Annotated in this window: 24 protein-coding genes and 2 pseudogenes; 6 read left to right on the top strand and 20 right to left on the bottom strand. The window is 70.7% G+C overall.

The genetic code is table 11. From position 1 onward, the window contains the following. Positions 1–12 precede the first annotated feature (12 nt). Genes ACU6XJ_RS18080 through ACU6XJ_RS18070 form a run of 3 tightly spaced genes read right to left on the bottom strand, consistent with a single transcriptional unit; the run spans position 13 to position 3,250 of the window. Positions 13–1,089, bottom strand: a complete 1,077-nt coding sequence (locus ACU6XJ_RS18080; protein WP_476312750.1) for an amidohydrolase family protein — start codon at positions 1,087–1,089, stop codon at positions 13–15. 6 nt (positions 1,090–1,095) lie between these two features. Beyond that, entirely contained in the window at positions 1,096–2,631 is a 1,536-nt protein-coding gene (ffh, locus tag ACU6XJ_RS18075; RefSeq protein WP_476312748.1) for a signal recognition particle protein, read from the bottom strand. A gap of 28 nt (positions 2,632–2,659) precedes the next feature. Beyond that, positions 2,660–3,250, bottom strand: a complete 591-nt coding sequence (locus ACU6XJ_RS18070) for an AAA family ATPase (RefSeq protein ID WP_476312747.1) — start codon at positions 3,248–3,250, stop codon at positions 2,660–2,662. Between the two features lie 183 nt (positions 3,251–3,433). On the opposite strand from ACU6XJ_RS18070, the gene ACU6XJ_RS18065 reads away from it, so the two are divergent. Together ACU6XJ_RS18065 and ACU6XJ_RS18060 are read left to right on the top strand one after the other, a co-directional pair. Next, positions 3,434–4,000 (top strand): hypothetical protein, encoded by a 567-nt coding sequence (locus ACU6XJ_RS18065; protein ID WP_476312745.1) that lies wholly within the window; start codon positions 3,434–3,436, stop codon positions 3,998–4,000. Positions 4,001–4,012: 12 nt separating this feature from the next. Further along, the gene (locus tag ACU6XJ_RS18060; protein WP_476312743.1) at positions 4,013–4,711 is read left to right on the top strand and encodes a sunset domain-containing protein; all 699 of its coding nucleotides are present in this window, start codon (positions 4,013–4,015) and stop codon (positions 4,709–4,711) included. A 523-nt stretch (positions 4,712–5,234) separates the two neighbouring features. On the opposite strand, the gene ACU6XJ_RS18055 is transcribed toward ACU6XJ_RS18060, so the two are convergent. The 15 genes and pseudogenes from ACU6XJ_RS18055 to ftsY all read right to left on the bottom strand — a co-directional run bounded on the left by ACU6XJ_RS18055 (position 5,235) and on the right by ftsY (position 16,183). Continuing rightward, the gene (locus ACU6XJ_RS18055) at positions 5,235–7,592 is read right to left on the bottom strand and encodes a [protein-PII] uridylyltransferase (protein WP_476312742.1); all 2,358 of its coding nucleotides are present in this window, start codon (positions 7,590–7,592) and stop codon (positions 5,235–5,237) included. Next, positions 7,589–7,927, bottom strand: a complete 339-nt coding sequence (locus ACU6XJ_RS18050) for a P-II family nitrogen regulator (protein ID WP_476312740.1) — start codon at positions 7,925–7,927, stop codon at positions 7,589–7,591. The genes ACU6XJ_RS18055 and ACU6XJ_RS18050 overlap by 4 nt, the downstream gene beginning before the upstream one ends. Next, positions 7,924–9,228 carry an ammonium transporter gene (locus tag ACU6XJ_RS18045; RefSeq protein ID WP_476312738.1) on the bottom strand — a complete coding sequence of 435 codons (1,305 nt, stop codon included), beginning with the start codon at positions 9,226–9,228 and terminating at the stop codon, positions 7,924–7,926. The genes ACU6XJ_RS18050 and ACU6XJ_RS18045 overlap by 4 nt, the downstream gene beginning before the upstream one ends. 160 nt (positions 9,229–9,388) lie before the next feature. Further along, positions 9,389–9,964: an EndoU domain-containing protein gene (locus ACU6XJ_RS18040; protein ID WP_476312736.1), complete on the bottom strand. Its 576-nt coding sequence runs from the start codon at positions 9,962–9,964 to the stop codon at positions 9,389–9,391. 57 nt (positions 9,965–10,021) lie between these two features. Continuing rightward, positions 10,022–10,459, bottom strand: a complete 438-nt coding sequence (locus ACU6XJ_RS18035) for an SRPBCC family protein (protein ID WP_476312734.1) — start codon at positions 10,457–10,459, stop codon at positions 10,022–10,024. Between the two features lie 16 nt (positions 10,460–10,475). Further along, positions 10,476–11,099, bottom strand: a complete 624-nt coding sequence (locus tag ACU6XJ_RS18030) for a hypothetical protein (protein WP_476312732.1) — start codon at positions 11,097–11,099, stop codon at positions 10,476–10,478. A 117-nt stretch (positions 11,100–11,216) separates the two neighbouring features. Then, positions 11,217–11,606 (bottom strand): hotdog fold thioesterase, encoded by a 390-nt coding sequence (locus ACU6XJ_RS18025; protein WP_476312729.1) that lies wholly within the window; start codon positions 11,604–11,606, stop codon positions 11,217–11,219. Beyond that, complete coding sequence (locus ACU6XJ_RS18020; RefSeq protein WP_476312727.1) at positions 11,599–12,183, bottom strand: beta-ketoacyl synthase N-terminal-like domain-containing protein; 585 nt, start codon at positions 12,181–12,183, stop codon at positions 11,599–11,601. Before ACU6XJ_RS18020 ends, ACU6XJ_RS18025 begins: the two co-directional genes overlap by 8 nt. Then, the gene (locus ACU6XJ_RS18015; RefSeq protein WP_476312725.1) at positions 12,180–12,524 is read right to left on the bottom strand and encodes a hypothetical protein; all 345 of its coding nucleotides are present in this window, start codon (positions 12,522–12,524) and stop codon (positions 12,180–12,182) included. The genes ACU6XJ_RS18020 and ACU6XJ_RS18015 overlap by 4 nt, the downstream gene beginning before the upstream one ends. Positions 12,525–12,533: 9 nt before the next feature. Next, positions 12,534–13,301 carry a beta-ketoacyl synthase N-terminal-like domain-containing protein gene (locus tag ACU6XJ_RS18010; RefSeq protein WP_476314084.1) on the bottom strand — a complete coding sequence of 256 codons (768 nt, stop codon included), beginning with the start codon at positions 13,299–13,301 and terminating at the stop codon, positions 12,534–12,536. After that, on the bottom strand, positions 13,298–13,525 hold the full coding sequence (locus ACU6XJ_RS18005) for an acyl carrier protein (RefSeq protein ID WP_476314116.1): 228 nt from the start codon (positions 13,523–13,525) through the stop codon (positions 13,298–13,300). Before ACU6XJ_RS18005 ends, ACU6XJ_RS18010 begins: the two co-directional genes overlap by 4 nt. 70 nt (positions 13,526–13,595) lie before the next feature. Then, a pseudogene (locus ACU6XJ_RS18000) lies at positions 13,596–13,781 on the bottom strand (acyl carrier protein); the annotation flags it as partial. A 15-nt stretch (positions 13,782–13,796) separates the two neighbouring features. Beyond that, positions 13,797–14,255, bottom strand: coding sequence for an AMP-binding enzyme (locus ACU6XJ_RS17995; RefSeq protein ID WP_476312722.1), 459 nt, complete (start codon positions 14,253–14,255; stop codon positions 13,797–13,799). Between the two features lie 80 nt (positions 14,256–14,335). Then, a pseudogene (locus ACU6XJ_RS17990) lies at positions 14,336–14,548 on the bottom strand (hypothetical protein); the annotation flags it as partial. 348 nt (positions 14,549–14,896) lie between these two features. After that, a complete protein-coding gene (gene ftsY / locus ACU6XJ_RS17985) occupies positions 14,897–16,183 on the bottom strand; it encodes a signal recognition particle-docking protein FtsY (RefSeq protein WP_476312720.1) in 1,287 nt (428 codons plus the stop codon). A gap of 127 nt (positions 16,184–16,310) precedes the next feature. On the opposite strand from ftsY, the gene ACU6XJ_RS17980 reads away from it, so the two are divergent. The 4 genes from ACU6XJ_RS17980 (at position 16,311) to ACU6XJ_RS17965 (ending at position 19,561) form a co-directional block, all read left to right on the top strand. After that, the gene (locus tag ACU6XJ_RS17980) at positions 16,311–17,783 is read left to right on the top strand and encodes a sodium:solute symporter (RefSeq protein WP_476312718.1); all 1,473 of its coding nucleotides are present in this window, start codon (positions 16,311–16,313) and stop codon (positions 17,781–17,783) included. Between the two features lie 4 nt (positions 17,784–17,787). Then, the gene (locus tag ACU6XJ_RS17975; RefSeq protein ID WP_476312716.1) at positions 17,788–18,093 is read left to right on the top strand and encodes a GNAT family N-acetyltransferase; all 306 of its coding nucleotides are present in this window, start codon (positions 17,788–17,790) and stop codon (positions 18,091–18,093) included. A gap of 251 nt (positions 18,094–18,344) precedes the next feature. Then, a complete protein-coding gene (locus ACU6XJ_RS17970; protein WP_476312714.1) occupies positions 18,345–18,908 on the top strand; it encodes a sigma-70 family RNA polymerase sigma factor in 564 nt (187 codons plus the stop codon). After that, positions 18,905–19,561, top strand: a complete 657-nt coding sequence (locus ACU6XJ_RS17965; protein WP_476312712.1) for an anti-sigma factor family protein — start codon at positions 18,905–18,907, stop codon at positions 19,559–19,561. Before ACU6XJ_RS17970 ends, ACU6XJ_RS17965 begins: the two co-directional genes overlap by 4 nt. Before the next feature lie 349 nt (positions 19,562–19,910). Here the strand turns inward: ACU6XJ_RS17965 and ACU6XJ_RS17960 are convergent, their stop codons facing one another. Further along, a complete protein-coding gene (locus tag ACU6XJ_RS17960) occupies positions 19,911–20,111 on the bottom strand; it encodes a hypothetical protein (RefSeq protein WP_476312709.1) in 201 nt (66 codons plus the stop codon). A gap of 83 nt (positions 20,112–20,194) precedes the next feature. Next, on the bottom strand, positions 20,195–22,807 hold the full coding sequence (locus ACU6XJ_RS17955; protein WP_476312706.1) for a hypothetical protein: 2,613 nt from the start codon (positions 22,805–22,807) through the stop codon (positions 20,195–20,197). Positions 22,808–23,100 lie beyond the last annotated feature (293 nt).

The following is a 23,100-nucleotide window of genomic DNA, read 5'->3' as shown; positions in this document are numbered from 1 at the left end:
GCGCCTGTGCGATCAGCCGACCACCTTGCCCCGCAACATGATCAGTTTCGGGTCGCGCAGCGCGCCGAGGTCGGTGCGCGGGTCGGTGTCGTACACCACGAGGTCGGCGGGCGCGCCTTCGCTGATGCCGGTCCAGCCGAGCCAGTCCCGCGCCGCCCAGGACGCGGCGCCCAGCGCGGACACCGTGTCCATCCCGGCTTCGTGCAGGGCGATGATCTCATCCACGAGCCTGCCGTGCCGGATGCCGCCGCCCGCGTCGGTGCCCGCGTACACCGGGACACCGGCGTCGATGGCCTTGCGGACGGTGCGGCGGACGCCCTCGTGCAGTCGCCGCATGTGCTGGGCGTAGCCGGGGAACTTCTCCTGCGCCTGGTCGGCGAAGGTGGGGAAGTTCTCGATGTTGATCAGGGTGGGGACCAGTGCGGTGCCGCGGTAGGCCATCGCCGCGATGGTTTCGTCGGTGAGGCCGGTGCCGTGCTCGATGCAGTCGATGCCCGCGTTGATCAGGCCGGGTAGCGCGTTCTCGCCGAAGACGTGCGCGGTCACCCTGGCGCCTGCCCGGTGGGCGGCGCGCACCGCGCGGGCCAGCACGTCGTCCGGCCACAGCGGGGCGAGGTCGCCTTCGTCGCGGTCGATCCAGTCGCCGACGAGCTTGACCCAGCCGTTGCCCTCCTCGGCCTGCTCGGCGACGGCATCGGGCAGCAGTTCGGGGTCTTCCAGTTCGACGCCGAGGTAGCGGATGTAGCGCTTCGGTCGGGCGATATGCCTGCCTGCGCGGATGATCCGGGGCAGGTCTTCGCGTCGTTGGAGTGGGCTGACGTCGATCGGGGAGCCGCAGTCGCGGATCAGCAGGGTGCCCGCGTCGCGGTCCTGGGCTGCCTGTTCGGCGGCGGTGGCCAGGTCGACTGGGCCGTCCTCGCCGATCGCGATGTGGCAGTGCGCGTCGACCAGGCCGGGCACCAGGTAGCCGGAGTAGGCCAGCGTGTCCGCGCCCGCGATCGGGTCGAAGTGCACGGCGCCGTCACGCACCCACAGGTCGACCTCGTCGTGGCCCGGTAGCAGCACGGCCCGCAGGTGGAACGTGGACATGAGGACCTAATTCTTGCCGAAATTCAACTTGGACGGGTCGAATCCTGGCGGAAGTTGGTCCATGCCGGCCAGCCCCGGAGGTAGGTCGCGCAGTCCCGGGGGCAGCTGGGAGAGGTCGGGCATGCCCCCGGGGAACCCGCCGCGCACCTTCGGCGGCGTCGGTCCGCGGCCCTTGCCCTTTTTGCCCTTCTTGCCTTTGCGGGTCTTGCTGCCGCCTCGTGCGCCGCCGCCGGGCAGGCCGAATCGGCCCGCCATCTGCTGCATCATCTTGCGGGCTTCGAAGAAGCGGTTCACCAGATCGTTGATGTCGCTGACGGCGACGCCGGAGCCGCGGGCGATGCGCTGCCGCCGGGACGCGTTGATGATCTTGGGATCGGTGCGCTCGGCGGGGGTCATGCCGCGGATGATGGCCTGGACGCGGTCCAGGTGCTTCTCATCGACCTGGGCGAGGGCGTCTTTCATCTGCCCTGCGCCGGGCAGCATGCCGAGCAGGTTGGCGATCGGGCCCATCTTGCGGACTGCGAGCATCTGCTCGAGGAAGTCCTCCAGCGTCAGCTCACCGGTGCCCAGTTTCTGCGCCGCGGCGGCGGTCTGCTCGGCGTCGAAGTGCTGTTCGGCCTGCTCGATGAGGGTGAGCAGGTCGCCCATGCCCAGGATCCGGCTGGCCATCCGGTCCGGGTGGAAGACGTCGAAGTCCTCCAGCTTCTCGCCGTTGGAGGCGAACAGGATCGGCTGGCCGGTGACCTCGCGGACGCTCAGCGCGGCGCCGCCGCGGGCGTCGCCGTCGAGTTTGGTGAGCACCACGCCGGTGAAGCCGACGCCGTCACGGAAGGCCTCGGCGGTGGTCACCGCGTCCTGGCCGATCATGGCGTCGACCACGAAGAGCGTTTCGTCGGGTTGCACGGCATCGCGGATGCCCACGGCCTGCGCCATCATCTCGGCGTCGACGCCGAGGCGGCCAGCGGTGTCGACGACGACCACGTCGTGCTGGGCTCGGTGGGCTTCCTCGATGCCCCGGCGGGCCACGTCGACGGGGTCGCCGACACCGTTGCCGGGTTCGGGCGCGAAGGTCGCCACGCCTGCGCGTTCACCGACGACCTGAAGCTGGGTGACCGCGTTGGGGCGCTGCAGGTCGCAGGCCACCAGCAGCGGCGCGTGGCCCTGCCCCTTGAGCCAGCGGGCCAGCTTGCCCGCCAGGGTGGTCTTACCGGCACCCTGCAAGCCCGCCAGCATGATCACCGTGGGCGGGTTCTTGGCCAGGTTGATGCGTCGGGTCTCGCCGCCGAGGATGCCGATGAGCTCCTCGTTGACGATCTTGACGACCTGTTGGGCGGGGTTCAGCGCCCCGGACACCTCGGCGCCCCGCGCCCGCTCCTTGATCCTGGCGATGAAGGCGCGGACGACCGGCAGCGCGACGTCGGCCTCCAGCAGCGCGATGCGGATCTCGCGGCAGGTGGCGTCGATGTCGGCGTCGGACAGCCGCCCTTTGCCGCGCAGGTTGCGCAGCGTGGCGGACAGGCGATCGGAGAGGGTGTCGAACACGGGGTCTCGGACTCCATATCCAGGCTGGTTACCGGGAGGCTTCCCGGGAGGGTATCCGGCGGACGGCGTTGTCGGCCCGCTCGCCGACCCGCACGCGCAGGCCCGCGGACACCTCGTCCCTGTCGACTAGCCTAGCCCGAGCGAAGCCATGGGGTGTCCGCCCCGCGAGCAGGTCGGCGCGCAGGCGCGCCGCGCGCCGCACATGTCTGGTGAACGACGCGGACGGGATCAGCCGTCCGCGGGCGTGTTGACCGGCCAGTGCCTGCTCGGGTGGGGTGTCCACCCACATCAGGTGCAGTTCCCGTCGGGTGGCTCGCGCCAGGGCGCGCAGCACGCGGCGCGAGGAGCGTCGGGTGCCGGGTTCGTGCACCAGTACCGGGCCGGCGTGGAAGACGACGTTGACGGCCAACCGCAGCCAGTGCAGCAGGTGCACCAGTGGGCGGTAGGCGCGGTAGGGCGTGCCTGCGGGCAGCCATCGGCGCAGCAACCCCCGGAAGTGGTCGGAATCCAGCGCCAGCACCCCGGGCGGTGCTTCCAGGTCGGCGAGCATGGTGCTTTTGCCGGAGCCGGGCAGACCAGCGACCAGCAGCAGCGAACGCGCGGGCAGGACAAGGGTCACGGGCGTCGTGCTCGCTGGCTCCATGCCGATCCAACGCGCGGGCGGGTGTCCGGCGTTCCCCGTTGTCCCAAGCGTGACCGCGGGATCGGGACACACCGCCATCAGGTGACGGATCACCGGTTCGGGCGCTGGGTTGGGGTAGAGAGAGTCGACTCGAAACTCGTGCACACCGCGGGGGCGACCATGCGTCAGCAGCGGAATCAGGCGGCACATCGCAGGGCACCGGAGCCGGACCGGCTGCGGTGGCAGGCCTGGCTGGCCTCACTGGTGCTCGTGCCTGCGGCGCTCGCCGCGGCGGGCGTCGCGGTCGTGGGCGTCCCCGGCGAGCTGGCGGGACGGGCGGAGCAGGCCTTGGCGGCGATCGGGCTGCCGTCGGCGATGGTGCGGGCCGAGGGGCGGGAGTTGCGGCTGTCACAGGTGTCGCTTGGCCGGGAGTCCCGGGCACTGGCCGAGGTCCGCGGGCTCGGCGGGGTGCGCGGCGCCGCGGTCGATTCGGAGGGATTCCTGCTGCTGGCGGTCGCGGGTGGGCAGGTGACCCGGGTGGGCAGCGGTGTGGTGCTGGAGCCGGAACTCGCCGCCGCGTTGGAGGAGTTCCTCACCCATGGACAGGGCGGTGATGTCGCGGTGCTGCTCAGCCGGGCGGGTGCGGTGCTGGTGGGCACCTCGGCCGACGGTGCGGCCGTGCAGCGCAAGGTCCAGGAGGTGGTGCCCGGTGTGCCGGTGCGCAACCACCTCGTGGCACCCCGATGAGGAGGAGACGACGTGTTGTGGTTGTTCTGGGAGATGGCGCTGATCTGCCTGGTGTCGTTTGTGGCCGGTGGCCTGTGCACCGCGCTGTTCCTCGTCGGGCCTGCCCGACGGCGGTGGTCGCGGGAGACCGAGCGGGCCGCGGCGTCCGAGGGGCGGGCTGCCGCCTCGGATGCACGGCAGGACGACAGCGTTTCGACGTCGGCGTCGGCGTTGACGCCGGTGTCGGGGCGCTCGGGCACCGGATGGGTTGACCCAGCGGTGGCGGATTCCGAACGGGAGGACTTCGCGCCGGATGTGCCGGAGCCCGTGTGGTCGGTGACCACCTCCGCCGAAGCGGAGCTTGCCGACGCTTCGGATTCGAGGGCGGCGGATTCCGAAGAGCCCGCGGACGAGGAACGGACGGAATCCCCAGCACCGCGGCATGCCAGAGTGATCGGGGCGGTGGTGCCGCGGGTTTCAGTGCCCGAGCCTGCGACGGATCCCGCGCTGGCCGCCATCGACCGACGGCTGCTCGATGAGGCGGTGCCCGCGCAGCGCGGGCAGACCGAGCCGCCCGGCGCGGGGTTCGTGATCAAGGGGAATCGCAAGTCGAAGCGCTACCACTGCGAGCGCTCCCCGAACTACCGGCGGATGCGGGCCGATGTGTGGTTTCGCACCGAGGCCGACGCCGAGGCGGCGGGATACACGTCCTGGGAGGCGGCGAGGAAGTAGTTCCGCCGGTGTTCCGGAGCCTTCGCACCCCCTGGCCGCGAAGACCTCCGGAACAACCTGCGGTTGTCACGGCTCCCCCTGCCGTGACGGGAAGCACCCGGGCAGCCCGACCCCTCGTGCGAGCCGGCCCAAAGGTGCTCCCCGGCGACAGATTCAGCGGAGCCCGGCGGTTCAGCACCGTCGCCCCTGTCCCCCTCAGGCCCAGGGCGGCGGCCCTCCCCTTCCCCGTCGAGCTTTTCTGTCGCGACACCAAGACTGCCGGGTTGAGCTGCGAGTTTTGAGCGTGATGGCCCCCGATGAGTAGTGCGTAGAGCTACTCAACCCGTGCTGCGTGCCCGCCCCCACCGAGCGGGCGGAAGCTGCGCAGAACAAATGGACCTATTGCTCGGCGAAGCGGTGTCCATTGTGGACGGCGCGGCCCCCAGGCGCCGCAGTAGAGCCCGTGGAGTGGGCGGCGCGGCCCGCGGTCGCCGCGTCTGGGTGGTGTGGGCGGGGCCGCTCGGTGGAGGGGACCCCGCCCTTGTCATGACCTGGCGGCGGCCAGGATGGCGTGTTCCAGGCGTTTGCGGACTGCTTGCGCCGGTGGGGTGCCGTCGGCGGTGGTGATGCAGAAGGCGTCGACGACGCTGGCGCCGAAGGTGGTGACTCGGGCCCAGCGGACGTCGACGTCGCAGGCTTCCAGGGCGGCGGCGACGTGGTGGAGCAGGCCGATTCGGTCGGTGGCGCGGAGCTCCAGCACGACCGCGCCGGTGGCTTCGTCGTCGAACCACAGGATTCTCGGGTCGGGGCCGTCGGGTGGGGGGCCGCCGTAGTCCTTCTCCTTGGCTGCCAGGCGTTTGGGCAGTGGGAGGCTGCCGTCCAGGGCGCCGATCAGCTGTTCGCGCAGCAGGGCGGCGTCCGGGAGTGAGCCGAAACGGGGGGAGACTGTGAAGACGTCGACCGCGACGCCGCCGTGGCTGCGGAGTTCGGCGGCGTGCACCTCCAGGGAGTTCAGCGCCAGTACGCCTGCGGCCCTGGACAGCAGGCCGGGGCGGTCGGCGCCGACCACGGTGACGGTGGCGGTGTGGCCGTCGGGGTTCTCCTCGCCGATCAGCACGTCCGTGCGGCCCGATTCGGCCAGTTCGCGTTGTCGCGGGCTCAGTGGTTCGGGTTCGGGGAGCCGCTCGCCCGCCATCGCGGTGCGGCAGCGGGCCACCAGTTCGTTGATCAACGCGGCTTTCCAGCCGGTCCACACGCCGGGGCCGGTGGCCAGGGCGTCGGCCTCGGCGAGTGCGTGCAGCAGTTCCAGCAGGACCGGGTCGCCGTCCAGCGTCTCGACGATGCGGAGGACGGTCGCCGGGTCCTCCACATCGCGTCGGCTCGCCGTGTGCGGCAACAGCAGGTGGTGGCGCACCGCGGCCACCAGCAGGTCGACGTCGGAGGGCCACAGGCCGATCCTTCTGCCGATCTGGCCTGCGAGTGCGGCGCCCACCTCCGAGTGGTCGGCCTGTCTGCCTTTGCCGATGTCGTGCAGCAGCGAGGCGAGCAGCAGCAGGTCCGGTCGGGAGGTGCGGGTGAGCAGCCTGCCGGTTTCGGCGACGGCCTGCACGAGGTGGCGGTCGACGGTCCACACGTGCGGGGCGTCGCGGGGCGGGAGGTCGCGGATCGCGCCCCATTCGGGGAACAGCCTGCCCCACAGGCCGGTGCGGTCCAGGGACTCGATCACGTCGATGATGCCGTTTCCGCTGCCCAGCAGGGCGAGCAGTTCCGACAGGGCGGACCGCGGCCATGGCTCCCGCAGTTCGGGGGCGGTGTCGGCGAGGCGGGTCAGGGTGCCCGCCGCGATCGGGTTGCCGGTGCGGGCGGCCGCGGCGGCCACCCGGAGCAGCAGCGCCGAGTCCTTGCTGGGCAGTGCGTCGCGGGCCAGGGCGACTTCGCCGTCGTGTTCGACGACGCCGTCGTCCAGCGGCCTGCGCACCGGGGGTCGGCGGAGTGCGGCCAGGCCGCGTTTGGGCATCGCCGCCCGCACGCTGCGGAACGCCACGTCGAGGGCGTAGGCCACGGTGCGGCCCGCGCCGGACAGGGCGCGCATCAGTTCGAAGCGGTCGGCCATGCCCAGCACGGCGGCGATCTCGTCGCCGTCCTGGGCGCGCAGCACGTCGCGGGCGCGGCCCGCGCTGCGGTGCAGTTCGGTGCGGACGTCGAGCAGCAGGGTGCGCGCGGCGAGCACCTCCTGGCCGGGTCGGTCGGTGAGTTGGGTCGCGGCCAGCGCGTCGATCAGGGCGATGTCGCGCAGGCCGCCGTGGCCGTTCTTCAGGTCCGGCTCGACTCGGTGGGCGACCTCGCCCGCCCGCTGCCAACGTTGTCGGGTTGCTTCGGTGACCTCAGTGATGCGGTTGCGGATGCCCGCCCGCCAGGCTTGGCGGACCGAGGAGACCAGCCGTTGGGTGAGTTCGGTGTCGCCCGCGAGGTGGCGGATCTCCAGCAGCCCGAAGGCGACGCGGAGGTCCTCGCCCGCGGCGGTGAGTGCCTGCGGGATGGTGCGGACGGAGTGGTCGAGGCCGAGGTGGGCGTCCCAGAGCGGGTACCACAGCTTCTCGGCGATCTCGCCGACCTTCTTCTTCGATCCGTTGTGGACCAGTACCAGGTCGAGGTCGGAGTACGGTGCGAGTTCGCGGCGGCCCAGTGCCCCTACCGCCACCAGCGCGGTGTCTCCCCCTGGAGTCACCCCGGAATTGCCCGCGTGGGCTGTCAGCCAGAAGTCGTGGAGATCGACAAGAGCCTCGCGGAGCGGCTCTGCGGCAAGCCGCCGATGACCCGGTGCGGGCGCGAGTAGCAGAGCCCGCGCCCGCACCAGGTCGTCAGCGGTGCCGGCGGTCGATCCACCGGCGGCACCGCTCATAGCGCATCGGTACCGCGTTCCCCGGTGCGGACCCGGACCACTTCCTCCACGGCCGTCACCCAGACCTTCCCGTCGCCGATCTTGCCGGTGCGAGCGGCCTCGACGATCACGTTGATCACGTCCGCGACCTTGTCCTCGGCCGTGAGCACCTCGACCCGCAGCTTGGGCACGAAGTCCACGGCGTACTCGGCGCCGCGGTAGACCTCGGTGTGGCCCTTCTGCCTGCCGTAGCCCTGCACCTCGCTGACCGTCATGCCGTACACACCCAGCTGCTCGAGGGCGGATTTCACCTCATCCAGGGTGAACGGCTTGATGATCGCCGTGATCAGCTTCATGCCTTGCTCCCCTCAACAGCCGCCTTGCGGGAACCGAACCCGCCGGACTCGTAGGCGGTTTCCGCGTGCTCGGACTCGTCGACGCCGACGATCTCGGCCTCCTCGGTGACCCGGAAGCCCACCGTGTACTTGACCAGGAGTCCGACGACCAGTGTGCCCACCAGCGAGTAGCCGAGTACGGCTCCCGCGCCGATGGCCTGCTTGATGAACTGGTCCCAGCCGCCGCCGTAGAACAGGCCGTCGATCTTGGCGGGGGTTTCCGCGGAGGCGAAGAACCCGATGAGCAGGGTGCCGACGATGCCGCCGACGAGGTGCACGGCGACCACGTCGAGCGAGTCGTCGAAGCCGAACCGGTACTTCAGGCCGACCGCCAGCGCGCACAGGATGCCCGCGATGCCGCCGACGGCGATGGCACCCAGTGGGGTGACCGAGCCGCAGGCGGGGGTGATGGCGACCAGACCGGCCACGATGCCGGACGCGGCACCGAGGGTGGTGGCGTGGCCGTCGCGGATACGCTCGACGAGCAGCCAGGTCAGCAACGCCGCCGAGGTGGCGACCAGGGTGTTGATGAACGCGAGACCGGCGGTGCCGTTCGCGGCCACCGCGGAACCGGCGTTGAAGCCGAACCAGCCGAACCACAGCAGACCGGCGCCCAACACCACCAGCGGCAGGCTGTGCGGCTTCATGACCTCACGGGGCCAGCCGCGGCGCTTGCCGAGCAGCAACGCCAGCACCAGACCGGCGATACCGGCGTTGATGTGGACGGCGGTGCCGCCCGCGAAGTCGATCGCGGCCAGCTTGTTGGCGATCCAGCCGCCGGGGTCGACGACGTTGCCCGCCTCGTCCTTGCCGTCGAAGTCGAAAACCCAGTGCGCGACGGGGAAGTAAACGACGGTCGCCCACAGGGCGGTGAACAGCAGCCACGGTCCGAACCGGGCACGGTCGGCGATGGCACCGGAGATCAACGCGACCGTCAGGATCGCGAACATCGCCTGGAAGGCCACGAAGGCCGTGCTGGGCAGGGTGCCCGACAGCGACTCGGGGGACAGCAGCCCCTCGAGCCCGAAATACTCGGCGGGATCGCCGAGCAGGCCACCGCCGATGTCCTTGCCGAAGGACATCGAGTAGCCGAAGAGAACCCACAGCACGCCTACCACGCCAAGGCTGCCCAGGCTCATCATGATCATGTTCAGGACGTTCTTCGAGCGGACCATACCGCCGTAGAAGAACGCCAGCCCGGGCGTCATGAGCAGCACCAGTGCGGCGCTGATCAAGACCCAGGCGGTATCTCCGGAATTCATGTACTTGCCTCCCGTGCGCCAAACGGTCGCGGCAAGTGTTGAAATGGCGTGTTTCCGCTGGTTACGCGGTACGTTTCCGCGAAGTGAACTGTCTCACCGGCTTTGTTACCGGCTCGTTTCGCAACCCGCACTGTGACCGGCGCGTCACCGGGAAGATCCACTAAGCGTTATGCAGGGCCTTCAGGACGGCGTCGCGATCATTGAGGTAGGCGTAGCCCTCGATGGGCACCTCGTAGGAGTGCAGCAGCAGTTCGAGGTCGTTTCGGGCGTCGCGGTCCAGCGGGATGCGCTCGGTGCTGATGTGCGCGGCGAGTTCGTCGGTCAACTCCTCCCACTCGCCCGCGAACAGCAGCGACCGGTAGTGCTCGAGTTCGGTCGCCTCGATCACCTCGGCCAGTTGGGTGAGCAGGGCCTCGAGCAGGTAGCTCACCTTGCCCGCGGCGAGGTCCTCGGCGGTGGGGTTGTCCGGGTCGGCCGCGGCGTCGGGGTTGCGGGTCACGCCGGGCCCCGCGACGGGGTAGGCCGCCCAGATCTGGCCGTCCTTGGCCAGCACCACGATCTCCACGCCGTCGCACACACCCGCGGTGACGCGGCGCCCGTTGCGCTGCCTGCGGGGCGATCCGACCGGGTTGGTCGCCACGTCCAGCACCGCCGCGGTGATCCGCTCCCGGCTCCAGCCCGCGGGGAACTCGCTGGTCCCCCGCCGTCCGGTACCCGGCGCATGCCCGCCACCCATCGGTTTCCCGCCTGTCTGTTTCTCGGCCCCCAGCCTCGAAAATAACGGTTGCGTGACCTACGCGGGGTCCGCTTCGGCCCGCGTCTTCAACGCGTCGTTCAGTTGGCCGAATCCCCGTTCCGTCTTGCGCAGTACATCGCCGAGGAACGGCACGAGCACACCGGTGAAGTCCTCGTTGTGGGCGAGGTGGGTGCCGGTGTCGGTGGCGCGCAGCACGAACTCGTGGCGCCCGGCGAACAGGCCGGGCACCGGCAGCCTGCCGAGCCACTGAAGGTGCCGACCCGGTTCGGCGACGGTGACGGTGGGCCGCATCAGCATGGGTTCGTCCTTGCCGGGCAGCAGCATGTTCAGTCGCAGCGTGCCGCCGACCTCGGCGTTGCCCTGGCCGCGCACGATGAAGGGGTTCCACTGTTCGTAGGCGGCGAAGTCGGTGAGGACCTGCCACACCCGCCGCGGGTCGGCGGCGATGTCGATCTCGGTGCGCAGGGTTCGCATGGGTTTCCCCCAGTGGTCAGCGGAGCAGAGTGAACAGCACACCGGCTTCGATGGCGCCGAGCACCGCGCCGATGGTCACCTGGGCCACGGTGTGGTCGGTCAGCTTCACCCGCGACCAGCACACCAGCGCCACCACCGGCCACAGCAGCGCCGCCCACGGTCCGTAGACCAACATCAGCACGATCACGCTACCCGCGGCGACCCCGGCGTGCACAGAGATCTTCCACTTGCCGAGACTGGTGATCACGATTGTGACCAGGATGGAACCGAGCATTGCCACGGTGAGCGCGATCAGCTCGCGCGGCCCGCCGAACCAGGCGGTCAGCAGCACCCCGACCAGCAGCGAAGCGCTGCCCACGATGAACGGGATGAGCCTGCCCTCGCGGTTGCGCACATGGTGTCCGTCATAGCGGCCCGCCCGCGCGCCGCGCACGATCACCCCCATCGGGATGGCGGCGCCGAAGACCGCGATGAGCAGCCCCCAGCCCAGGGTTTCCGCCAGTCGCGCGGTGGGTGATGGCACATGCGCGAGGGCTCGCCAGGCGATCAGCGGCGGCATCAGCACGACCCACACCCAGGGCGCGAACGCCTCGGTGGTGGCCTTCGCCAGCGAACCCGACCAGCGCTTCTCCTGGGTCACCACAGCGCGACATCCCCTCGTCCATCGGCCCGCTTGCAGTCGATGTTGAGGGCCCCGGCCGAAAGCCTAGCCGCGGCACGCCAGGAGAGTGCGCGGAAATCCCCGGCCGGGTGGCGCTCAGGTCCCCGCGGTCCTGGTGCGGCGGACGACCGAGCAGGTGAGCCGGGCCGTGCAGGTGCGGCGGCCCGCCTGGTCGGTGATGACGATCTCGTGGCTGGCGGTGGTGGTGCCCAGGTGCAGGGCGGTGCACACGCCGGTGACCCGACCGTGGCGGGCGGCGCGGTGGTGGGTGCAGGACAGGTCGACGCCCACCGCGAGACCGCCGTCGCCTGCGTGGGCCATGGCGGCGGCCGAGCCGAGGGTTTCGGCGAGCACGGCGTTGGCGCCGCCGTGCAGCAGCCCGTAGGCCTGCCGGTTGCCCGCCACCGGCATGCTGCCGACCACCCGGTCCGGGCCGCGTTCGATGATGGTGATGCCCAGCCTGGTCACCAGTTCGTGCTCAGTCATGCCGTACCTCTCCCGCCAGTGGCGCCAGCGGACCGAAGCCGGGAACCGCCCGCATGGGTTCACACACCTCCGCCGAGGGCCGCAGCAACAGCGCCACCGCGCAGTCGGCCCGAGGGGGCGTGATGCCCAGTTCCCGGTACACCGCGGCGGTGCGCGGGGTGGGGGCGAGTTCGACGCCGAGCAGCAGCACCTGGTCGACGCCGGGCTCGGCGAGCAGTTCGCCCGCCACCGCCCGCATCTCGCCCGCCAGATCGGCCACTGTGGACAGTGTCGTGGCCGGGCCGCCGATGCCGTGGGCTTGGGCGATGTGGCCGAGCACCGCGGTGGGCACCGCCTGGTAGAACAGCAGCGGGTTGCGGTGGCGGCCCCGGCGCAGGTTGCGTTGCAGTTCCTCGGCGTTGACCGCGTCACCGCAGCCGCTGCCCAGCACCAGGGCCGTCGACTCGGTGCCGGGCTCGTGGCGCAGGCAGTGGGCGACCGCCTCGACCGCCAGCGGGCCGGACGGGGAGAGCGCGAAGCCCGGCACCGCGGGCACGCCCTCCGACCCGAGGATCGCGGTGCCCGCCACGGCTTTCACGCCGCCTCCCGCAGCAGGAGCGCGGCGTTCACGCCGCCGAACCCGGCGTTCACGGTCAGCGCCGAACGCACCGCGGCGGGCCGGGCGCGGTGCGGCACGTAGTCCAGGTCGCAGTCGGGGTCGGGCTCGGTCAGGTTCACCGTGGGCGACAGCAGCCGGTCGCGCAGGGCCAGCAGGCAGATCACGGCCTCGACGGCGCCGGTGGCCTGCATCATGTGCCCGGTGGCGCCTTTGGTGCTGCTCACCGGGGGTGGATGGTCGCCGAACACGGCTCGCAGCGCCCGGGTCTCCGCGACGTCGTTGAGCGGGGTGCCGGTGCCGTGCGCGTTGACGTAGTCCACAGTGGACGGTTATGAGCGGCACAGCGCGGCGTGGATGGCGCGGCGCAGGCCTGCGCCTTCGGGGTGCGGTTTGACCACGTGGTGGGCGTCGGTGGACAGCCCCCAGCCCGCGATCTCCCCCAGCGGCGCCGCCCGCCTGGCGTGGGCGTGCGCGGCGGACTCGAGCACGAGCACGGCCGCCCCGTCGCCGAGCAGCAGTCCCGCGCGGTCGCGGCTGAAGGGGCGGACCACCGGGTCGGTGGTGAGTGCGCGGCCGGAGTCGAAGTTGGCGAAGGTCTCGACGTCCAGCACGTGCACGCCGCCGCACACCACGACCTCGGCTGCGCCGCGGGCGATAAGCATGGCGCCGCGGATGATGGCGTTGGTGGCGGCGATGCAGGCCGAGGTGACCGCGACCCGGGGATGGCCCAGTCCCAGCGTCTCGCCCACCGTCCAGGGCAGCCAGCAAGCGGCGCTCGCGGCGACGCCGGAGCAGTCCCCGTCCAGGAAGCGGCCGGTGGCGCCGAGGTCGCCGTGCGTGGCCAGCAACACCGGGGCGTCCGGTGTGGACAGTCCGGCGGCGGCGAGGGCGTCGCGGGTGCAGTCCAGCGCGAGGTCCAGGGCCGCCGGGTTGCCGCGCCAGAGTGCGGCGTGCCGGGCGCGGAACGGGGTGGCGTCGAAGCGGGTGACCGGGACGAAGGCGTGGCGGCCGGAGAACACGCCGTCGGCCAGCGCGTCCAAGCCGTACCCGAAGGCGGTGCAGGCCTGCGCGCCGGTGACCACCACCGGTCGGCTCATGCGGGCACCAGCCAGCGGTGGATGGCCCGCGCCGAGGTGAACCCGGCGAGGTCGGCCTCGGAGGGATCGATGCTGATGCCGTGCCGTTCCTCCAGGTCGTGGATCAGCCACACCAGTGCCAGCGAGTCGAGCACCACCGGATCGTCGGGGCCCAGGTCCGGGGCGTCGGCGGCGAACGGGTCGCGGTGGGTGAGGATGGCCTGCACGTCGGTCAGCGTGATCACGCCGCACCCGCGGTTCGCCGGGTGACGACGCGGTCGACGAACGCGCCCAGGTCTCGCCGGGGTGCTCGAGGTAGTCCTCGGTCAGCGCGATGCCGTACTCCTCCTCGACACGGACATGCAGTTCCAGCAGGGCGAGCGACTCCAGCCCGAAGCCCTGCTCGTCCAGCGGAACGTCGTCGGGGATCTCGTCGGCGAGGTCGGTGTTGGTGACGTCGCGGATCAGGGCGAGCACGAAGCGGCGCACCTCGGTGTGCATGGGTACCTCCTCCTCTCACCGGGCCAGGGCCGCCCGGAGCAGTGCGGGGTCGCGCAGCGGTTTCCCGGTGGACGCGCGGGGAACCTCGGCGGCGATGTGGAACCGTTTGGGCACCTTGTGGTCGGCCAGCCTGCGGCGGGTCCAGCCGACGAGTTCGGCGGCCTCGACCTGTGCGCGGGTCCCGATCCAGGCTTCGATGCCGGGGGCGGCGACCACGACCGCCTCGGCGACGGCGGGGTGGGCCAGCAGCACGCGTTCCACCTCGACCAGGTCGACGTTGAGGCCGCCGACGATGGCCATCGAGTCGGTGCGACCCAGAATGCGCAGCGCCCCGGTGGCGGGGTCGTGGTCGCAGCGGTCGAAGGTGCGCAGCCTGCCGTCGACCCACCGGCCGGGCCCGTCGGCCAGGTACGGCGAGTGGGGCAGCGCGACATACAGTTCGCCGCCGTCCACTGTGGTCTCCACGCCGGGCACGGGCGGTCCGGCGGTGGGCGGTGCGCTGGTGCCGGACAGGTCGAGGCGACCGCCCCGGTCTCGGTCATGCCGTAGGACTGGCCGATGCGCAGCCCGAACCGCCGCTCGAACGCCTCGAACACCTCCGGCCGCAGCAGCTCCCCCGCGCAGACGGCCAGCCGAGGCAGCCGGGCGGGCAGCGCTCCGGTGGCGGCGCAGAGCAGTTCGTAGTGGGCGGGCACGCCGGGTCGCACCCGCAGTTGGTATCCGGCGTGTCCGGTGCGCAGCCGTGGGGTGCCGTCCTCGTCGATCATCACGCGGCGCAGTGCGGCGGCGTAGCTGCGGATGTTGGCCGCGGCGGAGGCGGGCTGGTCCTCGCCCCACAGGGCTTCGCGCAGCCGGGTCAGCGGCAGCGGCGAGTTCGCGTTGAGCAGCAGGAGAGCCAGCAGACTCCGCTGCTTGGGGCCGCCCAGCGGCAGCGACTCGCCGCCGCGGAGGACGGCGACCGGGCCAAGCAACCGGAACTCCAGCGTTGCATCTTTAACCGTATGGGACCGCCCCACCAGACCCTACGGCACCTAAATATTTGCCGAGGCAAGCTAGGTTGGAGTTCGGCCGGGTGAAAGACCTCCAATGGCGGGAAGCCGCCTGGCGGTGGGGTCTCAGCCGAGGAGGGCGTCCACGAAGGCGGCAGGCTCGAAGGGCGCGAGGTCGTCCGGGCCTTCACCCAGGCCGACCAGCTTCACCGGGACCGCCAGTTCACGCTGCACCTGGAACACGATGCCGCCCTTGGCGGTGCCGTCCAGCTTGGTCAGCACGATGCCGGTCACGTTGACGACCTCGGCGAACACCCTCGCCTGCGTCAGGCCGTTCTGGCCGGTGGTGGCATCCAGCACCAGCAGCACCTCGTCCACCTCGGCCTGCTTCTCCACCACCCGCTTGACCTTGCCAAGCTCGTCCATCAGCCCGGTCTTGGTGTGCAGGCGACCCGCGGTGTCGACCAGCACCGTGTCGGCCTTGGCTTCGGTGCCGCGCTTCACCGCGTCGAAGGCCACCGAGGCGGGGTCGGCGCCCTCGCGGCCGCGCACGACCTCGGCGCCGACGCGTTCGCCCCAGGTCGCCAACTGCTCGGCGGCGGCGGCGCGGAAGGTGTCGGCGGCGCCGAGCACCACCTGCCTGCCGTCGGCCACCAGCACCCTGGCCAGCTTGCCGGTGGTGGTGGTCTTGCCGGTGCCGTTGACCCCGGTCACCAGCACCACGCCGGGCCGCTGCCCGCTGCCGTTGACGCCGTGCGGGAGCGCGCGGACCGCGCGGTCGAACTCGGGGTGCAGCGCCTCGATGAGCACCTCACGCAGCAACGCGCGGGCCTGCTCGGCGGTGCGCACCCCGCGGGCGGCGATCTCCGAGCGCAGCCGCTCCACGATCTCGTGGGTGGTGGCCGCGCCGAGGTCGGCCATCAGCAGCGTGTCCTCGACCTCAATCCAGGAGTCCTCGTCCAGGTCACCGGCGCCGAGCAGGCCAAGCAGGCTCTGCCCGAACGCGGAGCGGGACCGCGACAGCCGCCCGCGCAGCCGCTCCAGCCTGCCCTCGGTCGGCTCGATGGCCTCCCGCTCGGGCGCGGGCGGCGTCGGCGGGGCTTGCGGTGCGGCCACCGGGGCGTCCGGCAGCGGGACGTCGACGATGTCGCGGCGCACCGAGTCGCGGGGCACGGCGGCGTCCTCGCCGACCCCGGGTTCGCCGTCGGTCTCGGTGCGTTCGGCGACCGGTGGCGCGCCGCCGGGGGCGAGGTTGATTCCCCCGCCCGCCTGGTAGCCGGCGCGGCCGGTGTCGGTGCGCTGCTGCTCGGCGAGGCTGATGCGACGGCGCCGGACCAGGAGCAGGCCGGTGACCACCGCGATCACTACCAGCAGAGCGACGGCGGCGATGATCCAGATCGTGGAGGTGGACACGCAGTCATCCTCGCATCAGGGCCGGTGGCCGCGCGTGGCGGCCGCTTGAGTGGAGATTGCGTGTCAGCGTGACGTGGGCGCCCCTGATCGACCATGCTCGTGCAAAGCCCAATGGGGGGAGGCAGGCATGCGCACGCTGGATCTCGCGGTCGTGCTGGTGTTTCTGGTCGGGATGCCGCTGTTGGGCGTGCTCATCGCGGGCAGACAGAAGTCGGCGGACGACTATTTCCTGTCCGAGCGCCGCATCTCCTGGTGGGTCGTGTGCATCTCGGTGGTCTCCGCCGAGACCTCCACGCTGACGGTGCTCAGCGTGCCGACCGTGGCCTACCTCGGCAGCTTTACCTTCCTCCAGTTGGCCATCGGCTACCTGTTGGGCCGCATCTTCGTGGCGTTCGTGCTGCTGCCCCGCTACGCCACCGGCGGCCTGGTCACCGCGTACGCGTTCTTGGGCAAACGCTTCGGTGGTGCGTTGCAGGCGACCGCGTCGGTGACGTTCCTGTTCACCCGGCTGCTCGCCGACGGTTTGCGGCTGTTCGCCACCGCCATCCCGATCAAGGTGATGCTCGCCGCCTACGGGGTGGCCTCGAGCTACTGGCAGATCGTGCTGGTGCTGGGTATCGGCATGGTCGTCTACAGCTACTTCGGCGGTGTCCGCGCCGTGGTGTGGGTGGACGCCATCCAGTTGCTGGTCTACGTCATCGGCGGGTTGGCCGTGCTGTGGGTGCTGGCGAGCGAGGTGCCCGCGGACTGGTTCTCCCGCGCCGCGGAGGCGGGGAAGTTCACCTTCATCGACACCAACGCCGACATCCTGACCAGCCCCTACGCCGTGGTGACCGCGGTCATCGGCGGCGCGGCGCTGTCCATGGCCTCGCACGGCGCCGACCAGCTCATCGTGCAGCGGCTGATGGCCTGCGGCGACCTGCGCGCCAGCCAACGCGCGGTGATCGTCAGCGGCGTGATCGTGTTCGTGCAGTTCGCGTTGTTCCTGCTGATCGGCACCATGCTGTGGACCTTCTACGGCGGCGCGGCGCCCGGCGCGTTGGGGCTGTCCAAACCGGACGAGCTGTTCCCCACCTTCGTGCTCACCGAACTGCCCGCGGGCCTGTCCGGGTTCGTGCTGGCGGGGGTGCTGGCCGCAGCGATGAGCTCCTCGCTGTCGGCGCTGGCCTCCTCCACCGTCACCGATGTGCTGGCGCGGATCCGCGGCCGGGCGCTCAGCGATGCCGAGGCGCTGCGGCAGGGCAGGCTGTGGACGGTCATCTGGGCGGGTCTGCTGATCGGCTTTGCGTCGATGTTCACCAGCCGGGACAACCCGATCGTCGAACAGGGCCTGGCCATCACCGGCTACACCTACGGCGCGCTGCTCGGCGCGTTCCTGCTCGGCCTGCTGGTCAAACGCGCGGGCCAGGTGGATGCGGTCATCGCGTTCCTGGTGACGGTGGTGGCCATGGCGGTGATCATCCTGGTGGTGCGCATCCCCACCGCGACCGGCGCGAAGGTGCTGGCCTATCCCTGGTACATCCCGCTCGGCGTCGCGATCACGCTGGCGGTGGGGTGGGTGTCAGCGGTGGCGCGGCGGGCCGTGGCGGAGAAGGCTTGACGCCATGGACGTAGTGGTCACGGAAGTACCCGAGCGCAGCCGCTTCGAGGCGCACGTCGACGGCGGCCTCGCCGGTTTCACCGACTACCGCCGCCGCAACGGCAGGCTGGTGCTCACCCACGCCGAGGTCGGCTCCGAGTTCGAGGGCAAAGGCGTGGCATCCAGCATGACCAGGCAGGTCCTGGACAAGGCGAGGGCCGCCAAGGAGCCGGTGCGGCCGCTGTGCCCATACATCGCGAAGTGGATCGAACGGCACCCCGAATACCGGAACGTAGTGGAAGAAGGATTCGGAACCGCTCCGTTGGACTGAGTGTTCCGCGTCGGGAATCCGTCACCCGTCGTCCACGCCCAAGCGACCGCAGGCGGCGTTCGCGACAAGCCTCGGTACGCCCGGTACAAGCGGCTTGTCGCGGCCACCTGATCACGAAATCCGGGCACCGGATTCCCGACGCGAAACACCCCTTTATCTGAACGCCCATTGCGCCACGCCCGTATGAAGCGGCAAGAGCCGGCACGCAGCCGGATCTGTCAGGACGAGGTGGCATGGCGCGTATAGGACGAGTGAGAAACCGGTGGGCCGAACCTCGGCGCACCGAAGTCGACTTACGTTGCGAGGAAGGCATCCGCGCGGCCTACACGGCTCACGGTGCGGAGCTTTACCGCTTCGCCCTCCGACAGCTTCACGACGAGGGCGCCGCCCAGGATGTCGTGCAGGAGGTGTTCCTGCGCGCCTGGCGGGCGGCACACAGCTACGACCCCTCGGTCGCCAGCCTGCGGGTGTGGCTTTTCGCCATCGCCCGCAACGTGGTGATCGACGAGACGCGCAGGCGGGCGATCCGCCCGACCGCGCATGACGATATCGCGCTCACCGCGATGCTGGGCAGCGGCTCCGGTGTGCCGGACACGTTCACGGAGTCGAGCCTGGACAGCTGGCTGGTCGAGGAGGCGATGCGCAAGCTCACCCCGGAGCACCGCAGCGCGCTGGTGGAGACGTACCTGAGGGGACGAAAGTATGCCGAGGTCGCAGCCGAACAGGGTGTCCCGGTCGGCACCGTGCGCAGCAGGGTGTTCTATGGATTGAAAGCGCTGAGACTGGCGCTGGAGGAAATGGGAGTACAACCGTGAACGTCGACGAGCACCGCTGGTTGCGGGAGCAACTGGGTGCTTTCGCTCTGAACCAGCTTGATCCGCGGGAGCGGATCGCGATTCAGGCGCACCTTGACGGCTGCCGCCCGTGCCGGGCCGAGTTGTCCTCCATCGCGCCCTTCGCGCAACTGCTGCGCAAGGTCGACCCCGAGCGGTTGGCCACCGAACCCGCCCCGCCTGCGGACTTCGGTTCGACCGTGCTGGACCGGGTTCGCTGGGAAAAGCAGCGCCAGACCCGCCAGAAACCGCGCTGGATACCGGCGGCCGCGGCGGCGGTCGTGCTGGGCATCGTCGGCGCGGGTGTCGGCTACAGCCTGGGGCAGCCGGTCAAACCCAACATCGAACAGGTCCCGGTGACCGCCCTGGCCCCCGCGGTCAGCGCCTCCGCCGGGCTGGTCCCGCACACCTGGGGTTCCGAGGTCGTGCTGTCCGGCACTGGCTTCGCCGAGGGCCAGCAGTACAAGGTCGTGGTGACCGATAACGCGGGCAGGCAGAGCAGCGCGGGCGAGTTCATCGGCGTAGGCCCTAAGGAGATGAACTGCAGCCTCAACTCCTCGGTGCTGCGGCCCGACGCCACAGGCCTCGAGGTCCGCGACACCAAGGGCGCGCTCGTCCTGCAGTCGAAGTTCTGACGTCACGGGGTGTGGCGCTGCCGCCGGGCGGCAGGCGCCACCACCACGATCAACGTTAGCGGCCTCTTTCCGACCCTTCGAGCGGCGGACGCGTCCCCGAGTCCAACTCCGTGTCCGAAGTTCGCGGAGAAGACGGTTCACGATGCTTCAGGGGACGGCGCGTCAGCCGGCTGTCGGATCGACCGTGGAGCGCGCCCACGCTGATGATCAGATACGGCGGCAGCCCTCGTCTCCGAGGGGCGCAAGCACATGTCCGGGCGCCAAGAATGGCCACAGGCACGTCAAAGCGATCAATGTGCGTCACTGCCCGTCGGCCCTGCGGGGGCCGATCGGTGGGCGGCGCGCATGCTCAGTCGGCGTCCAGGGTCGGCGCCGCGAAGGTGCCCATGAGTGCGCCGATGGCGGCGCCGAGGACCGGGAAGCGGGCGATGCCCAACAGCCTGGTCTCCGACGTGTCCTCGAGGTCGTCCACAGTGATCGACTCGGTCTTGTTGGCACCAGGGTCGGAGGAGGCGTGTAAGCCCCCGGACCCCATCGGCAAACCGCTCATACCTGTCACTCCCCGCATCCAGCTAAGGACAGACTGTACTTAGTGTGGCGCACCTTACAAAGGGTGCGCATCGGTCAGATGGTTCAACTTCGGCCACCCAGCGAAACGATCCTGTCTCGGCTGCGCAGCTTCCGGCGTAACAAGTCCTCGGTGAGTTCCTCGTCGTCGGCGGTGTGCAGTGCCTGGTAGCCGCGCCGCAGCACGACGGTGGCCTGCGCCGCGTCGCCTGCCTGCTCGCACCAGTCCGCCAACCGGTCGGTCTGCCGCAACACCTCGACCCCGCCGGGGTCCATGGCCAGGTACTGCTGCCAGACCCGCCGCCGGGCCTCGATGGCGGCGGTGTTCCTGCCCAGCCGCCACAGCGCCCGCGCGTAGTTGATCTCGATGTTGAGCAGGTCCGCGTGATCGCCCGGCCAGGTCTCCACGGCCAACTGCCGGAGTACCTCAAGCTCCTTGAGCGCGGCCTTGGCCCGGCCCGCCCGCAGCAGGATGGTGGTCCTCGTGCAGCGCATGCTCAACGTCTCCGCCGCCGTGTAGCCGTAGGTCCTGGCCATCCGATCGATGGCCTGGTCGGCCAGCAACTCGGCCCGCCCCAGCGAGCGCAATTCCCGCCAGGCGGATTCGTTGTCGCTGCGCCGCAGCGGAACCTCCACCAGCACCCGCAGCAGGTCCAGGGTGCGCGGGTGACCGAGCCCCAGCTTGGTTTCGGCCAGCTTGTAGGCCGGTTCCGCCAACACCATCGCGTCGCGGTGCTCGCCGAGCCTGGACAACGTGGTGGCGTAGTTGGCCACCGCCAGCAGCGTGGTCGGGTCGTCCTCGCCGAGCGTCGAGCGCCGCTCCCGGAGCACGAAGCTCTCCAGCTCCAGCGCCGTCCACAACCGGTCGAGCAGCTGCGTCCGCGCCTCCGGCGAACCCAGGTAGGTGGCCAGATCGCCCATGGTCAGCAGCGTTTCCCTGCTGTGCCCGAACCGCGCGATCTGCTCCTCGGCGGTGTTCCGCGCGATCTCGATCGCCCGGTCCCGGTGGTTGAGCAGGAAGTACACGTGCGCGAGGTTCGTCTGCGCCCGCCACGTGTCGTAGTCCTCCGGCCCCAGCACCTCCTCGGCCCGGTCGACGACCAGCTGGGCGGCGGCCAGGTCCTGGTCCACCCCGGTGCTGATCCGCTGCGCGACGGCGCAGTTCACCCTGATCCGGGTCCGCAACTCCCGCTCGTCCGCGGACTCCGATGGCGTGTGCAGGAACTCCAGCGCCCGCTCGAACGTGTCGGCGGCCTGCGTCCCGAGGTCGCGCTCGATCTCGTAGCACCCGACCCGGTACAGCAGCCGCGCCCCGCTGATCGACTTCTCCTCCAGCTCGGCCAGCTGCCGGGAGGCGGCCAACACGTGCGGCAGCAGGTGCAGGCAGCTATGCCACTCCGCGGGCGACCGCACGTCGGCGGGGAAGCTCGCGTCCAGGATGTCCACGACGTTGTGGGCGTGGTTGCGGGCCACCACCCGGTTCATCCCGCGCCGCACCGCGGCTTGCAGCGCGGAGGAGACGACCACATCGCCCTGCGCCACGTTGACCAGCGAGTTCCCGTGCAGCACCGCGAGCGCGGCTCGCCGCCGCTCCACGTTCGCGATGACGTCGGACGCCGCGGAGTTCTGCGCGGCGGGACTCAGCAACCCCAGTTCCAGCCGGGACGGCGCAACGTAGGCCAGCATCTTCAGCAGCATCTGGGCGTCGGAGTGCCGCGGGAACGCCTGCTGCCACACCGCGGCCACGGTCCCCCGGTAGCTGGGCGGTCGCCGCTCCAGCAGCCCGGCCTGCTCCGTGGAGGACAGGAACTCGTCCACGGTCATCAACTTGAGCTGGTCCGCGGCGTGGGCGAGCAGCAACGGAATCCGGTCCACCGCCTCGGCCACCCGGCGGGCGTCCCTGGCGGGCAGCATCTCGTCCCGCCGGAGGAACGCGACCGCTTCGTTGACGGTGAACCGCGGCACCTCGATGCACGGCGCCCAGTGCTGCCACTCGCGGTTCTGCGTCGTGACGATCACATGCCCGCGGTGCCGGTCCGGGATCAGGTCCATCACCTTCCGCGGGTCGCCAGCGGCCCCGTCGATGATCAGCAGCCATCCCCTGGTCCGGCTCATCGCGTGCTGGATGGCCTGGAGGTGGTCGGGCAGCGAGGCGTGCCTGCGCACCTTGAACAACCCCGCCAGGTCTTCGAACCCCGCCCGCAGCGACGCCTCATCGCTGGCGTGGATCAGCCGGATCACCGGGTAACTACGCATGGAAGCCCGCGCGTACTGCAACGCCAACTGGGTGGTCCCCACCCCCGGCACCCCCAGCAGCACCACCATCCGCTCACTGCTGGGCAGTTCAGTGTGCCGCCGAGGCAACGCCCGCCGAATGCTCCGCCGCAACCCCGGCCGCGCGAAGAACCGGTGGTCGACCTCCAGCCCACCGAGATCGCACTCGATCGCATGCCCCGCCTCCGCCGCCCGGTCGCCCGCCTCGCCCTCGTCGGCGTTGTCGTCGGCATCGATCCGCACCACCAGCACGGCGACAGCGAGCACCACCGCGAACGCGAACAACCCCAACGACCAGGACCACCGCTCGGTGAAGAACTTGATCGACGGCGCCACCACGAACCCCAGCGCCGTGGAAACAAACAGGAGAATCGCCCGCTGCCGCTTGCCCAGCTTCCCGAACACCCCGGACCTCCCCGCCCGATTACCCCAGCCCCAGCCCTTCCCAACAGACCAAACGCATCCCCCCACTCAGAGCATCCCCACAAACCCACTACCCCGCCAGAACCCCACCCAGACCGATCAATCCCCGAGAGCACATCGCGATCAACGGTCAACATTTCCCCACCGCAATTGTACTGCCACCTGCCTCGAAAAGCCGGAAAACGTTTCAACAATTGCTCCGTCAACCAAAAGGGGTCAGCCCGGAATCCCATTAGCCCAGCCGGGCGAACCCACCCCATTCGCCACCCAAAGTT

The organism is Actinorectispora metalli, assembly GCF_056323685.1.
This window is presented reverse-complemented; position numbering and strand designations above follow the sequence as displayed.